This is a genomic window from Achromobacter sp. HZ34, assembly GCF_002209485.1.
Taxonomy (GTDB): domain Bacteria; phylum Pseudomonadota; class Gammaproteobacteria; order Burkholderiales; family Burkholderiaceae_B; genus Bordetella_C.
The window spans coordinates 24422-37561 of the sequence record NZ_NJIX01000007.1 but is presented as its reverse complement, the minus strand read 5'-3'; the positions used below and the strand labels follow the sequence as shown (position 1 = coordinate 37561).

At 65.0% G+C, this 13140-nt stretch carries 14 protein-coding genes; 7 read left to right on the top strand and 7 right to left on the bottom strand.

Annotated features, from left to right (window positions below):
• The first annotated feature begins 461 nt into the window (after positions 1 to 461).
• Positions 462 to 1442 (top strand): tripartite tricarboxylate transporter substrate-binding protein, encoded by a 981-nt coding sequence (locus CEY05_RS24520; RefSeq protein ID WP_088599896.1) that lies wholly within the window; start codon positions 462 to 464, stop codon positions 1440 to 1442.
• A 93-nt stretch (positions 1443 to 1535) separates the two neighbouring features.
• Here the strand turns inward: CEY05_RS24520 and CEY05_RS24515 are convergent, their stop codons facing one another.
• The 3 genes from CEY05_RS24515 to CEY05_RS24505 all read right to left on the bottom strand — a co-directional run bounded on the left by CEY05_RS24515 (position 1536) and on the right by CEY05_RS24505 (position 4180).
• Positions 1536 to 2393, bottom strand: coding sequence for an IclR family transcriptional regulator (locus CEY05_RS24515; RefSeq protein WP_088599895.1), 858 nt, complete (start codon positions 2391 to 2393; stop codon positions 1536 to 1538).
• A gap of 108 nt (positions 2394 to 2501) precedes the next feature.
• Complete coding sequence (locus CEY05_RS24510; protein WP_088599894.1) at positions 2502 to 3308, bottom strand: molybdopterin-binding protein; 807 nt, start codon at positions 3306 to 3308, stop codon at positions 2502 to 2504.
• Between the two features lie 62 nt (positions 3309 to 3370).
• Positions 3371 to 4180, bottom strand: a complete 810-nt coding sequence (locus CEY05_RS24505) for an EI24 domain-containing protein (RefSeq protein ID WP_088599893.1) — start codon at positions 4178 to 4180, stop codon at positions 3371 to 3373.
• A 146-nt stretch (positions 4181 to 4326) separates the two neighbouring features.
• On the opposite strand from CEY05_RS24505, the gene CEY05_RS24500 reads away from it, so the two are divergent.
• Positions 4327 to 4746 carry a thioredoxin family protein gene (locus CEY05_RS24500; protein WP_088599892.1) on the top strand — a complete coding sequence of 140 codons (420 nt, stop codon included), beginning with the start codon at positions 4327 to 4329 and terminating at the stop codon, positions 4744 to 4746.
• A gap of 22 nt (positions 4747 to 4768) precedes the next feature.
• Here the strand turns inward: CEY05_RS24500 and CEY05_RS24495 are convergent, their stop codons facing one another.
• From CEY05_RS24495 to CEY05_RS24485, 3 genes are all read right to left on the bottom strand, one after another.
• A complete protein-coding gene (locus CEY05_RS24495) occupies positions 4769 to 6277 on the bottom strand; it encodes a DEAD/DEAH box helicase (RefSeq protein ID WP_088599891.1) in 1509 nt (502 codons plus the stop codon).
• A 169-nt stretch (positions 6278 to 6446) separates the two neighbouring features.
• The gene (locus CEY05_RS24490) at positions 6447 to 6776 is read right to left on the bottom strand and encodes an AzlD domain-containing protein (RefSeq protein ID WP_088599930.1); all 330 of its coding nucleotides are present in this window, start codon (positions 6774 to 6776) and stop codon (positions 6447 to 6449) included.
• A 14-nt stretch (positions 6777 to 6790) separates the two neighbouring features.
• The gene (locus CEY05_RS24485; protein WP_369825989.1) at positions 6791 to 7540 is read right to left on the bottom strand and encodes an AzlC family ABC transporter permease; all 750 of its coding nucleotides are present in this window, start codon (positions 7538 to 7540) and stop codon (positions 6791 to 6793) included.
• Between the two features lie 144 nt (positions 7541 to 7684).
• On the opposite strand from CEY05_RS24485, the gene CEY05_RS24480 reads away from it, so the two are divergent.
• The 4 genes from CEY05_RS24480 (at position 7685) to CEY05_RS24465 (ending at position 10506) form a co-directional block, all read left to right on the top strand.
• Complete coding sequence (locus CEY05_RS24480) at positions 7685 to 8605, top strand: branched-chain amino acid transaminase (RefSeq protein WP_088599890.1); 921 nt, start codon at positions 7685 to 7687, stop codon at positions 8603 to 8605.
• An 87-nt stretch (positions 8606 to 8692) separates the two neighbouring features.
• Positions 8693 to 8908 carry a zinc-finger domain-containing protein gene (locus CEY05_RS24475; protein ID WP_088599889.1) on the top strand — a complete coding sequence of 72 codons (216 nt, stop codon included), beginning with the start codon at positions 8693 to 8695 and terminating at the stop codon, positions 8906 to 8908.
• A 59-nt stretch (positions 8909 to 8967) separates the two neighbouring features.
• Complete coding sequence (locus CEY05_RS24470; protein ID WP_088599888.1) at positions 8968 to 9390, top strand: nuclear transport factor 2 family protein; 423 nt, start codon at positions 8968 to 8970, stop codon at positions 9388 to 9390.
• Positions 9391 to 9405: 15 nt separating this feature from the next.
• Positions 9406 to 10506, top strand: a complete 1101-nt coding sequence (locus CEY05_RS24465; protein ID WP_088599887.1) for a YheT family hydrolase — start codon at positions 9406 to 9408, stop codon at positions 10504 to 10506.
• 82 nt (positions 10507 to 10588) lie between these two features.
• On the opposite strand, the gene CEY05_RS24460 is transcribed toward CEY05_RS24465, so the two are convergent.
• Positions 10589 to 12106, bottom strand: coding sequence for a M48 family metalloprotease (locus tag CEY05_RS24460; RefSeq protein WP_369825988.1), 1518 nt, complete (start codon positions 12104 to 12106; stop codon positions 10589 to 10591).
• A 72-nt stretch (positions 12107 to 12178) separates the two neighbouring features.
• Here CEY05_RS24460 and galU point away from each other — a divergent pair, with 72 nt between their 5' ends.
• Positions 12179 to 13024, top strand: a complete 846-nt coding sequence (galU, locus tag CEY05_RS24455) for a UTP--glucose-1-phosphate uridylyltransferase GalU (protein ID WP_088599885.1) — start codon at positions 12179 to 12181, stop codon at positions 13022 to 13024.
• Positions 13025 to 13140: the final 116 nt, after the last annotated feature.

The window sequence follows — 13140 nt, the reverse complement described above, 5'->3', positions numbered from 1 at the left end:
GTGGGACTCAGGGGTCCCTAATGGTGTAGTAGCCCTATCTGGTTCACTGTGCAGAGCACAAAATTTCCAGACAAAACAACTACTTGGGTACTCTCTAGCCATCAAGGGGTGGCATCCCGTTACCCTCGCCCTGCTGCCGGCGGAGCCGTTTGGTGCACTGCACAATTGCCATTCTATGCCGCTTCGAAACGATGTCAAGCACATTTTGTGCGTCGCAACAAATGAAACATTATGCCCTTGCTGGCCATGCCGCACGCGTGTCCTCAGACTACCCCGGCTTTGTTACGGTTCTGATGCAACATGGGGAAACACCTGGGATGACGCCGTTGCCTTTCTTACTTAGACTGCGTTCGAGTACTCAATAATAAACAGCGATCTAGGCAGGCATGTGCACCGGACGTACTAGTCCGATGACGGACCCGCCAGCAGCGAATAACGAAATACACCCTGAGGAGACGTCAATGGTTTTTCGTGCCCGTCCGGTTTCCGCGCTGCTTGCGGCGGCTGCTTTCTGTTGCATGGCTGGTGCGGCGCATGCCGCCTATCCGGATCACGTCGTGAACATGGTTGTGCCATTCGCCGCCGGTGGCCCCACGGATAACGTGGCGCGCTCCCTGGCCGAAGCCATGCGCCCCACGCTCGGCCAGACGGTGATCGTGGAAAACAAGGGTGGCGCCGGCGGTACCATCGGCACGACCTATGTGGCGCGCGCCGAGGCGGACGGTTATACCGTGCTGCTCATGCACGTCGGTTTTTCCACCGCGCCGTCGCTGTACAAGAATCCCGGCTATGACGCGCTGAAGAGCTTCGAGCCCATCGGGCTGGTGGTGGACGTGCCGATGACAGTCATCGCGCGCGACAATTTCCCGCCCAACACCATCCAGGAACTGGCCAAGTACATCAAGGACAACAAGGACAGCGTCACGCTGGCCAACGCCGGCATCGGCGCCGCCAGCCACCTGTGCGGCACCATGCTCAGCGAAGCCTTCGGTGTGCAGTTGCTGACCGTGCCCTACAAAGGCACCGCGCCGGCGATGAACGACCTGCTGGGCAAGCAGGTCGACATGATGTGCGACCAGACCACCAACACCACGCAGCAGATCGCCGGCAAGCGGGTCAAGGCCTATGCCGTGACCAGCCTGCAGCGCGTGCCCACCCTGCCCAACATCCCCACCATGAACGAGTCCGGCTTCAAGGGCTTCGAGGTGGGTATCTGGCACGGCATGTGGGTACCGAAGGGTACGCCGAAGCCGGTCGTCGACAAGCTGGTGCAAAGCCTGCAAGCCGCGGTGGCCGATCCCAAGTTCCAGGAACGCATGAGCGGCCTGGGCGCGGTGGTCCTGACCAAGGATGCGAATCCGCAGGCGCTGCAAGACAAGGTCAAGCAACAGGTTCCGCAATGGGCGGAACTGTTCAAGAAAGCGGGTGTAGAAAAACAATAAGCCCGATCGATCGGCCCCTTACCGGGCCGAAGTGGAAAGCCCGGCTTGCCGGGCTTTTTTTTATCCTGGGCGACCTGCACCCCACGGGCGCTGCTAGGCGACCTGCACCCCATTGGCCGCCAGCGTCACCTCCGCTGCATCCCCCGTCGGGGCTTCGAAACCCAGGGACTCGGAAATCTGCACGGCGGTGTCCCGCAACCGTTGTATCCACTCGTCCTGCAGGCGCTCGGCCGGCGCGGAAATCGACAGGCCGGCGACCAGCTTGCCCGTATCGTCGTAGATCCCGGCGGCAATGCACCGCACGCCCAATTCCAGTTCCTCGTTGTCGCGCGCATAGCCGTGGCGCCGCACCAGCGCCAGTTCGCGTTCCAGTTGGTCCAGTTCGGTCAGGCTGTTGCGGGTATGGCCGGCCAGCCCCGTGCGCAGGGCATAGGCACGCACCTGGCGCGTGTCTATGGTGGACAGGAACAGCTTGCCGGTGGAAGTCAGGTGCAGCGGCGCGCGGCCACCGATGGCGCGCACCACCTGCATGCCGGAGCGCTCGCTCCAGGCGCGATCGATATAGACGATTTCATCGCCCTGCTGCACGGACAGATTGACGGTCTGCCCCGTCAGCCGATGCAGGGCACGCATGGGCGACAGCGCGGCCTCGCGCACATTCAGCCGTCCCTTGACCAGGGAACCCAGTTCAAGCAGCCGCATGCCCAGTTGGTAGACACCGTTGTCCACGCGCTCGACATAGCGCCCGACGACCAGGTCGTTGAGGATGCGATGCGCGGTGGACGCGTGCAGTCCGGTGGTCGCCGCCAGTTCCTTCAGGCTTACCGGTTCCGGCTGGGCCGCCAGGGCGTCGAGCAGGCACATGGCCCGCTCCAGTACCTGAATGGCAATGGTGGTATGGACGCCCACCACGGGCGCCGTCCCGGTGCTATCAGTCAAAGAACGCCTCATGGACTCCACACTCTTCTCGCGCCGGGATCACCGCAAAGGAATTTTGCGGCGTTGCAGCATTTTTATGGTTCCCGTATTGTGAAATACGAATGGGGTTTTGACAACCGCTCAATCTGGCGCCGTCATCTGTCCCCCAAGGCGCTGCGCCTCGGTCCGCAGGAAAGCCAGCGCCTCGGCGGCCGCGGCCGGCTCGCCTTTCACGCCCAGTTCGATATGGGGGCGTTTGCCGCCCTCGCCCACGCTGGGCAGGCTGAAGGCGCGCACCTGGGGCCAGCGCGCCTGCACGGCCTCCATCGCGGGGGTGATGCGCGATTCGGGCAGGCCGTAGACCAGGAAGGAATGTTCCGCGTGGCTGACCTGGTGGTGCAGGTCGCGGTAGCGCTGGTCCAGGGTCCATTCGAGCATGGGCCAGGCCATGACGGGGAAGCCGGGAACGAAGGTATGGTCGCGGATGAAGAAACCGGGGATGCGGTTATAGGGGTTGGGCACGATCTCGCTGCCCACGGGGAAGACCCCCATCTGCAGGCGTTGCTGGTTTTCCGGGGTGCTCATATCGGCACTGCCGCGGCCTTCCGCCGCCATATCGGCGCAGCGCAGGGCGATCTGCTCGGCGGCGTCGGGATGCAGTTCCAGCGGCAAGTCCAGCGCCGCCGCGGCGGCCTGGCGGGTGTGGTCGTCCGGCGTGCCGCCGATACCGCCGCAGGACAGGACGATGTCGCCTGTCGCGAAACTGTGCCGGTAGGCGGCCACCAGGTCGTCACGTTCGTCGGACAGGATCTGCGCCCAGGCCAGCTTCAGGCCACGCGCCCCCAGCAGCTCGACCACTTTGGAGAAATGCTTGTCCTGCCGGCGTCCCGAAAGGATTTCATCGCCGACGATGATCAGGCCGATACGCCGCGCGTTTGCTGTCGTCATTTATATTCTTCCTGGAGTAAAAGCCGTTTTGCGGGCGTTTTTCAAAGCGCCTTTTCAACCCTTCATGACGCTACGTCGATGACGGTTTCCTGCCGCAGCCGCTGCAGCGCATCCAGCCCGTAGTGGGCGAACACCAGCGCGGAGAACACCGGCAGGAACACCCAGGCCGGCGGCAGCAGGTTGATCAGCGCGCAGATGAAGCCCACCGACCAGAAGCCCAGATTGTGCCGGCGCAACAGCAGGCGGCGTTCCGTCGGTGTGGCGTGTTCAACGATGGCGTCGATACGCATCATCCGCGAAAAGGCGAAGGCCCACCAGAACACGTGTAGCAGCAGCGCCATCGGCGGCACCAGCCACAGGGGCAAGGTCAGCACCCAGCCGACGCCGAACGCCAAGCTGACCCACAGCGCGTTCCACACGCTCACGGCGGTGGCATTGCGGCCCTGCCGTCCCACCGTCTTGTATTCCCGCGCGCCGACATGGCGCAGCACCAGCGGCATGACGAATACGGCGGCGATCGCCAGCCCCAGGATGCCGGACACCGGCAACAGGATGGCCGCGGCCAGCACGGGCACCAGGTAGAGCTTGAGCGAGAACAGGCCGACGCTGATCATCCAGTTGTCGACGCTGTTGACCACATTCCATTGCGATGCCTCGTCGCGCAGCCATTCCGTCAGCGGCGCCCAGCCGAACCACAGCAGCAGGATCCCGCCGGCCAGCGCGATCAGGAAAGGCAGCAGGATCGCGAACAGCATGCTGGGATGGCACTGCGACACGGCGGCGCGCTTGAAGGCGCGCGCGACCCCGGCCATGCCGGCACTGGGCACGGGTGCGCCGGGGCGGACAGGCACGGGAGGTAGGGGTGGGGTCATAGGGCCTTTGGCGTAGGAAAGGACACGAAAACACGGGGACCGCGAAAACGCGCGGACCGGGAACACGGACAAGGCCGCGGCCCCCCGGCGGGCGGACCCGTGGGAGATCGCGGGTATGATAGGCCAAGCTTCGAACCCTTGCCGACATGTCCGTGCCCTCGACCTCCACCGCCCCCCTGCCCGTCCCGGCCAGCCTGGCCTTCGAACCGGACGATCCGACACTGAGCGAACGCCTGCGGCAGGCCGACATCGGCCTGGTGGCCTGCTTCTGTGCCGCCTGGTGCGACACCTGCCGGGAATACCGGCCCAAGCTGGACGAGCTGGCGGCGCAATGGCCGCAATTCGCCTTTGCCTGGATCGATATCGAGGATCACGCCGACTTGCTCGGCGACGAGGACGTGGAGAACTTCCCCACGATACTGGTCCAGATTGGCGGGCGTAGTGTTTTCTACGGCCCCATGCTGCCGCATATCGGCCATCTGGAACGGCTGCTGGGCACATTGGACGCCAGCAGCCCTGCGGTGGCGACCCAGCTGCCCGACGTACGCGCAATGCTGGATCGATAATCCGGATGGTCAGGCGCCGTCGCTAGGACGGCTTGCGGCTGCCACCCAACAACACGGCCACTTTGCGCTTCGGCGCGCCGGCGCGTTCGTCGCTGCCGGCTTCGGGCCGGGCTGCGTCAGCCTGCACGGCGGCAGGGCTGGGTTCGTAGGGACGCAGGAAGAAATCGTCGATCGGCGGGCGCGACGGAGCGTCGTTATAGCGGCGCCGGCTGCCGGAACCACGATTGTCACGGTCTTCGGAACGGTCGCGGCCATCACGGCCATCGCGGCCGCCACGGCGTTCGCGGCCACCGGTCTCGGGTTCACCGCCCCGGCCATGGCTGCGCGCCAGCAAATCGGCGGGCAGTTCCAGTTGGCCGCGCGGCACCGCGCGCTTGATCAGCTTCTCGATGTCCAGCAGCAACCTTTCCTCGCTGGGCGTGAACAGGGCGATGGCCTCGCCCGACGCGCCCGCGCGGCCCGTGCGGCCGATGCGGTGCACGTAGTCTTCGGCGTTATAGGGCAGGTCGTAATTGATCACGCAAGGTACGCCGGCCACGTCCAGGCCGCGCGCGGCCACGTCGGTGGCCACCAGCACTTCCAGCTCACCGGCCTTGAACGCTTCCAGCGCCTTCATGCGGTCGGCCTGGCTCTTGTCGCCGTGGATCGATTCGGCGCGGACGCCGTCTTTTTCCAGCTGGCGGGCCAGGCGCGCGGTGCCGATCTTGGTGTTGGAGAACACGATGACCTGGCTCAGGTTGCGCGATTTCACCAAGTGCACCACGGCCGCGCGCTTGCCTTCCGAGGTCATCGGATAGGCGATCTGCGTCACGGTGTCGGCGGTGGCATTGCGCCCGGCCACCTCGATTTCCACCGGATTGTTCTGGAAGGAACGCGCCAGCTTGCGGATTTCGTTGCTGAAGGTGGCCGAGAACAGCAGGTTCTGACGCTGCTGCGGCAGCAGACGGATGATGCGGTCGAGATCCGGCAGGAAACCCATGTCCAGCATGCGGTCCGCTTCGTCGAGCACCAGCACGCTGACCTGGCCCAGGTTGACGTTCTTCTGCTCCACGTGATCGAGCAGGCGGCCAGGCGTGGCCACCAGCACTTCGCAGCCGTTGCGCAAGGCTTCCTTCTGCGGGCCGATGTCGACGCCGCCGAACACCACGGCCGCGCGCAGCGGCGTACGCGCGCTGTAGCGCTTGACGTTCTCGAAGACCTGGTCGGCCAACTCGCGCGTGGGCGTCAGCATCAGGGCCCGTACGGGATGGCGCGCGGGCGAGGCGCTGGAATTGGACAACGGCATCAGGCGATGCAGGATGGGCAGCGTGAACGCTGCCGTCTTGCCCGTGCCGGTCTGGGCGGCGCCCATGACGTCCCTGCCACCAACGACCACCGGAATCGCCTCGGCCTGGATGGGCGTGGGCGTGGTGTAGCCGGTGTCGGCAATGGATTGGAGCAACGACGGATGCAGGCCGAAGTCCGCAAACGTGGGCGCGGGCGTAGCAATGTCAGCCGGCGTAGGCGCGGCGGTGGAGGAGGTTTCTGTCATTAGGGATAGGCGATACCGGGCCACGTGCAAGGCACGAAACTGGCAAAAAGTCAGGCCCGGATTGCTGTGGAATGCGTAATTTTAACGCAGGTAGGCATTTTCGCCCCTATCGGGGCTGCGGGCCGCGCCATAAGGGGCGCTGCGCGCCACGGCTCGGGCACCGGATCGGCTATCCCAGCATCCAGCGCAGGCCCCACAGGGCCAGCATGCCGCTGACGATCACCAGCACCGCGCTGCGCGTGCGCAGGAAGACCAGCAGCGCCACCACTGCCGCCAGCAGGCGGATGTCGAAGCGGGGCCCCTCGCCGGGCGCCCAGGGCAGGACTTCCGGCACGATGATGGCCGTCAGGGCCGCCACCGGCGCGAACCGCAACGCTCGGCGCAGGGCATCAGGCAGCGGCAGGTAGTCCCCGAACACGGCGAAACCGGCCCGAGTCAGCAGGCTGCAGACGGTCAGCAGCCCGATCGCGGCATAGACATACAGTTCTTCGGCCGACAGCTCCAACCAGCCCATTACCGAACGCTCCTGCGCCAATGGCGCTCGGCCAGCATGCCCGCCGCCACGCCCACCAGTACCGCCAGGGCCAGACCCAGGCGCAGCGGCAACACCTGGCCGCACCAGGCCACCACGCCGGCGGCCAGCATGGCCACCAGCATCGGCCGGGCGCCGGCCAGCGGAATGGTCACCGCCAGCAGCGCCAGCACGGCGGCGAAATCCAGCGACCAGCTGGCGGGCACCACGGTGCCCAGGTAGATCCCCACGATCGACGCGGTCTGCCAGGAAAACCAGCCCGGGGCGATGCAACCGATGAAGAACCACAGCTGCTCGCGCGTGCCCCGCTCGGACGCGTCCCCATAACGGGGCATGAACAGGACGAAACCCATGTCGGTTGTGAAATAGCCCAGCGCCAGGCGGCGCGGCCAGGGCAGATGGCGGATATAGGGGTGCATGGCGGCGCCGAAGATGATGAAGCGCAGGTTCACCACGAAGCCGGCGGCGAAGATCAGCCATAGCGGCGCGCCGGTGGCGATCAGGGGCAGCGAGGTCAGTTGGGCCGAACCGGCGTACAGCAGCAGGGTCATGGCCAGCGCCATGGACTCGGTCAGTCCCGCCTTGACCATGGCCACGCCGGTCACCAGGCCCCAGGTCGCCGTGGCGATCAGCGACGGCAGCACCGCGCGCAGGCCCTCCTGCATGGCAGCCATACGCTCCTGGCGGATCAGCGCGATGTCAGGATCGGAAAACGCCGGTTCTGAGGACAACGGGTTACCTGCGGCAGGAGCAATCCGGGTCTGTGCCGAATTGGATCGAGGTGGTGCAAGAACGCGGGATGCGTGCACCGGAACAGGGCATATTGTAGCCGCGTCGCTTGATACAATACGACCCATTCTTTGTGGAGAGCTCCCATGTCGATGGCGGACCGAGACGGTTTCATCTGGTATGACGGCAAGCTGGTGCCCTGGCGCGACGCCACCACCCACGTACTGACGCACTCCCTCCATTACGGCCTGTCGGTCTTCGAGGGCGTGCGCGCTTACAAGACGGACGAAGGCACCGCCATCTTCCGCCTCAAGGAACACACGCGCCGCCTGTTCAACTCGGCGCACATCTATCAGATCCCCATGCCCTTCGACCAGGCTACGGTGGAGGCCGCGCAATGCGAAGTGGTGCGCGCCAACGAGCTGGAGTCCTGCTATCTGCGGCCGCTGGTCTTCTACGGTGCGGAAAAGATGGGCGTATCGCCCAAGGGCGCCAAGGTGCACGTGGCCATCGCGGCCTGGCCCTGGGGCGCTTACCTTGGCGAAGAAGCCCTGGCCCAGGGCATCCGCGTCAAGATTTCGTCCTTCGCCCGCCAGCATGTGAACGTGACCATGCCGCGCGCCAAGGTCGCCACCACCTACGCCAACTCCATCATCGCCAATGCCGAGGCCTTGCAGGATGGCTATGACGAAGCCCTGCTGCTGGACACCGAAGGCTTCGTCGCCGAAGGCGCCGGCGAGAACGTGTTCATCGTGCGCGACGGCGTGCTGTGTGAACCGGAAATCGCTTCGGCGCTGACGGGCATCACCCGCTCGACCATCCACGCGCTGGCCGCCGACCTGGGCATTCCGATCCGCACCAGCCGGCTGACGCGCGATGACATCTATATCGCGGATGAGGCTTTCTTCACCGGTACCGCCGCCGAAGTCACGCCCATCCGCGAGGTCGACAACCGCCAGATCGGCAATGGCCGCCGCGGCCCCATCACCGAACGTTTGCAGAAGGCCTTTTTCGATGTCGTCCAGGGGCGCGATCCCAAGCACAAGGACTGGCTCACCAAGGTCTGACCGGCGCGGCCGCTCGCCGGCCGCAATTTTTCAACGGGCGCGACTCGCGTCCCTCAATCGCTTGCTTCAATACATTCAGGAATCAACATGACTGCCGCCGCCGCAACCGCCCGCCAGCACGAAACCATCGAGGTCGGTGCGGAAGACCTGCCCGTCTTCTGTCCCGGTCCCAAGGCACCGCTGTGGAGCATGCACCCGCGCGTCTTCCTCGACGTCGCCCATACCGGCAGTGCCCGCTGTCCTTATTGCGGTGCTGAATACCGGGTCAAGCCCGGTACGGTGCTCACTGGCCACGGCCACTGATCGCGCAGCGCCGGACGACGCGCGCCGCGCGCCCCGCGGCCCATTGTTTTGGATAGCTCATGTTCGCCACGCCCGACGAAGCTGAACACGCCTTCTACGAAGCCCTGGAGCAGGCCGATCCCGTGCGCATGATGCAGGTGTGGTCGGACGATGAAGATATCGTCTGCATCCATCCTGGCGGCCTGCGCGTGGTCGGCCATAGCGCCGTACAGGAATCCTGGCACCAGATCCTGTCCAACGGGCCCGCGCGGGTGCGGCCCATGCGGCCGCTCGTCTTGCTGAGCATGATGAGCGCCGTCCACGTACTGATCGAGCAGGTCGCCACATCGGAGCATCCCAATGCGCCGTTCGCCAACTGCTACGTGACGAACATTTATCACAAGGGTCCCACCGGCTGGCGCATGGTCATGCACCACGCTTCGCCGGCACCCGCGGAGGCCGGCGTGCTCGACTTGCACGACGTCCCCGACATGCTGCACTAGAAGAACGGACGCGCATTGGCAAACGCTCGCCTGGATACTACGCCCTGCCCTGTGCCCGCCTGGCTGCCCGACGGCCACAGCCAGACCATCTATGCCGCCACGCTGGCGCAGTACCACCGCATCGCCTTCGTGCGCGAGCGGGTGGAGACGCCAGACGGCGACTTTGTCGATTTCGACTGGACAGGTCCGGGGCTGTTCCCCCATAAAGCTCCCGAGAACCAGGGCGGCATCGCCACGCCCGCGGTGGCCAGTACACCGACGGCCGCGGCCCGCTGGATCAACGACGCCGATTGGGCATCGCTGCCGCAGACGGCGGGCACACCGGCCCTGGTGCTGTTCCACGGCCTGGAAGGCGGCAGCATGAGCCGCTACGCGCAATCGGTCTCGCATCATTTCCGTGCGCGGGGATGGATCGTCGCCATCGCGCATTTCCGTGGTTGCTCGGGGGTGCCCAATCGCCTGGCACGCGCTTACTACTCGGGCGATTCGGACGAGGTCGGCTTCATGCTCAACAGCGTGCGCGCCCGCGTGCCGCATGCCCGCTGGCATGCCGTGGGGGTATCGCTGGGCGGCAATGCCCTGCTCAAGTACATCGGCGAGCAGCAGGAACAGGTGGCCTGGCTGGGCGCCTGCGCCGGCATTTCGGTGCCGCTCGACCTGGTGGCCGGCGGCAACAGCCTGTCCAAGGGTTTCATCAATCGCCGCATCTACAGCGCTTATTTCCTGCGCACCATGAAGCACAAGGTGCTGGAGAAGGCGCGGCGCTTTCCGGGGTCAATCGACGTCATGCGTATCGCTCATGCGCGTGATCTGCGTGACTTCGACGATGCCTATACCGCGCCCATGCATGGCTTTCGCAATGCCCTGGATTATTGGACGCGGGCGTCGAGCAAGCCCTGGCTGGCCAGTGTCACCGTGCCGACGCTGGTGCTGAATGCGCGCAACGATCCCTTCTTTCCCGAACCGGCCTTGCCGGGCCCGGCGGACTGCTCGGCCGCGGTACTGCTGCACCAGCCGGCCACCGGCGGCCATGCCGGTTTCCCGACGGGAGCCTTCCCGGCCCACCTGGGATGGCTGCCGCAACGGCTGGGCCGTTTCTTCGAAACAGGGCTATAGGGCTCCCCCCTGCCGCGCGTGGCGCGGCCCCCCAGGGGGCGACACTGGCGGACCGGGAGACCCGGCCTTTCCCAAAGGGCGCTTAACTCTTGAAGCGTTGCAGCAGGCGGCGCTGCTCTTCCAGGCTGTCGCGGACTTCCTTGATCTGTACATCGATCTGCGACTGCTCGTAGAAATCCCGCGAGATGTCGCGGGCCTGGCGTAGTTGCGCTTCAGCCGCGGGCAAGGCGCCGACAGCGATGTAGTAGCGCGCCATTTCGCGCCGCGCCCCAACCCGGTCACCCGTGCTTTCTTCACTCTGCGCCAGCATTTGATAGAAGGCCGGCTCATCCGCGCCCCACTGCTTGATGCGATCGCGCAGGAACACCTGGGCCGCCTCGTGGCGTCCGGCATTCTGCATCGCCTGCACATAGGCCATGCCGATGGCATAGCGGTCCGGGTATTTCTTCCAGGCGGCTTCAGCCAGCGCCAGCGCACGCGGCACATCCTTCTGCGCGAAGGCCAGGTCGATGCCCAGCTTGGCCAGCTCCGGCGACGTCCGGCCATCGGCACTGGCCAGATCCAGGTTCTTGCTGGCGGCGGCCAGGTTGCCCCGCTGTAGTTCACTGTAGGCCAGGCCATAGTAGGCGGCCGACTGGCGCAGGCCCGTCGCCGTGCGCGATTCGTCCTGCAACTGCTGCGACGAACTGCGCAGGCTTAGCGCATCCCGACCCTGCATGACCCGCATCTTGGCGCGCAAATACCAATAATCGTCGCTGTCCACATGCCGCACGGCCGGCATATTGCGCACCCGGTTCTGGATGTCCGACATACGCTCGATGGACAGGGGGTGGGTCGACGCCCATGCGCCTCCGCCCGTGCCTTCGTTCAAGCGCGACGCGTTCATCAAACGGGCGAACATGCGCGACATGCCGGCGGGATCGAAGCCTGCGCCCGTCAGCATCTGGAAGCCGGCGCGGTCCGCCTCACGTTCCGCGTCGCGCGAAAAACCCAGTTGGCGATCGATGGCGGCCGCCTGGCCGAATGCGGCCACGCCCATCGCCAGATTGCCTCCCGCACCGGCAAGCGCCGCCAGCAGCGCGGCGGCGACCGATGCCAATGCGATGGCGCCGGTCTGGCTCTGCTGGGTCATGCCGCGCGCGATGTGACGCTGGACGACGTGGCCGATTTCGTGCGCCAGCACCGAAGCCAATTCGGATTCGCTGTCAGTGGCAACGATGAGGCCGGTGTTCACGCCGATGAAACCGCCAGGCATGGCGAATGCATTGATCTCCGGATCACGCACACCGAAGAGTTCAATGTCCGGCACGGTGCCCGGTGAATATTGCGCTAATTTGCGGCCTAATGCAGTTAGATACTGGTTCAGCTCGGCGTCATTGATATACGTGGGATCACGCCGCCCTTCCGCCATGATGGCCTGGCCCAGGCTTCTTTCTACGTAAGGAGAAAGGTCGGCGGCGGACGCCGCACCCATCGATGGCAGGCCAACAGGTTGAGCAAAAACGGCCGTGGTCGCACTAACCGCCACTGATGCACTAAGCAACAGGATTAACGGCTTGCATACCCAACCAAGTGGCAATGTCTTATCCCAGCGTTTCATGCGATTATCATAGTCGAGCCAAACAATATACTGCTTTCCTTTAACAGATCGGATTATCACTTCGAGGTTCCAATGCGCCCTATTAGAAAAGCCGTGTTTCCCGTTGCAGGGATGGGCACCCGTTTCCTGCCGGCAACCAAGGCCATGCCAAAAGAAATGCTGCCGGTTGTGGACAAGCCCCTCATCCAATATGCCGTCGAGGAAGCTGTCGCCGCGGGCATCACTGACCTGATTTTTGTGACGGGGCGAAACAAGCGCGCCATCGAAGATCATTTCGATTCCGCCCCTGAACTGGAATCCGATCTGGAAAAGAAGGGCAAGGTCGAGCTGTTGAACATGGTGCGCGGCATCCTGCCCGCCGGCGTCAATTGCATCTACATCCGCCAGTCGGCCCCGCTGGGCCTGGGCCACGCCGTGCTGACCGCCGCCCCCGCCGTGGGCAACGAGCCCTTCGTCGTGGTGCTGGCCGATGACTTGATCGATGCCGATACCCCCGTGCTCAAGCAGCTGGTCAATACCGCCATCAAGTACGACGGCAGCGTGCTGGGCGTGCAGGACGTGCCGCGCGAAGAAACCAAGAAGTACGGGATCGTGGCCGCCTCGCACGTGGACGACCGCACTGAACGCGTCACCCACATCGTCGAGAAGCCCGAGCCGGCCGACGCGCCTTCGACCCTGGCCGTGGTGGGCCGCTACGTGCTGGAAGCCGAAATCTTCGACCACCTGCGCTCGACCAAGATGGGCGCCGGCAACGAGATCCAGCTGACCGACGGCATCGCTTCGCTGATGCGCGAACGCGCGGTTTTCGCGCATCGCTACGAAGGCACCCGCTACGATTGCGGCAACAAGTCCGGCATGTTCCAGGCCACCGTGGCACTGGGCCGCAAATACCACGGCCTGACGCCCGACGACGAATAAGCAGGGGCAAGGCGAGTTCGCCTGCCGGGTCCGCGGACCCGGTCTGCTTTACCGGTCTGCTTTACCAGTCTGCTTAACGGGCCTGCTCGATGGGTCTGCTTACCTCTGCAGGCCCG

Excerpts from the sequence above, each read along its gene's own strand:
- CEY05_RS24480 (WP_088599890.1), top strand. The coding sequence starts at position 7,685 with ATGTCGATGGCGGACCGAGACGGTTTCATCTGGTATGACGGCAAGCTG.
- CEY05_RS24510 (WP_088599894.1), bottom strand. The coding sequence starts at position 3,308 with ATGACGACAGCAAACGCGCGGCGTATCGGCCTGATCATCGTCGGCGAT.
- galU (WP_088599885.1), top strand. The coding sequence starts at position 12,179 with ATGCGCCCTATTAGAAAAGCCGTGTTTCCCGTTGCAGGGATGGGCACC.
- CEY05_RS24515 (WP_088599895.1), bottom strand. The coding sequence starts at position 2,393 with ATGAGGCGTTCTTTGACTGATAGCACCGGGACGGCGCCCGTGGTGGGC.
- CEY05_RS24500 (WP_088599892.1), top strand. The coding sequence starts at position 4,327 with ATGTCCGTGCCCTCGACCTCCACCGCCCCCCTGCCCGTCCCGGCCAGC.
- CEY05_RS24470 (WP_088599888.1), top strand. The coding sequence starts at position 8,968 with ATGTTCGCCACGCCCGACGAAGCTGAACACGCCTTCTACGAAGCCCTG.
- CEY05_RS24460 (WP_369825988.1), bottom strand. The coding sequence starts at position 12,106 with ATGAAACGCTGGGATAAGACATTGCCACTTGGTTGGGTATGCAAGCCG.
- CEY05_RS24520 (WP_088599896.1), top strand. The coding sequence starts at position 462 with ATGGTTTTTCGTGCCCGTCCGGTTTCCGCGCTGCTTGCGGCGGCTGCT.
- CEY05_RS24505 (WP_088599893.1), bottom strand. The coding sequence starts at position 4,180 with ATGACCCCACCCCTACCTCCCGTGCCTGTCCGCCCCGGCGCACCCGTG.
- CEY05_RS24495 (WP_088599891.1), bottom strand. The coding sequence starts at position 6,277 with ATGACAGAAACCTCCTCCACCGCCGCGCCTACGCCGGCTGACATTGCT.
- CEY05_RS24475 (WP_088599889.1), top strand. The coding sequence starts at position 8,693 with ATGACTGCCGCCGCCGCAACCGCCCGCCAGCACGAAACCATCGAGGTC.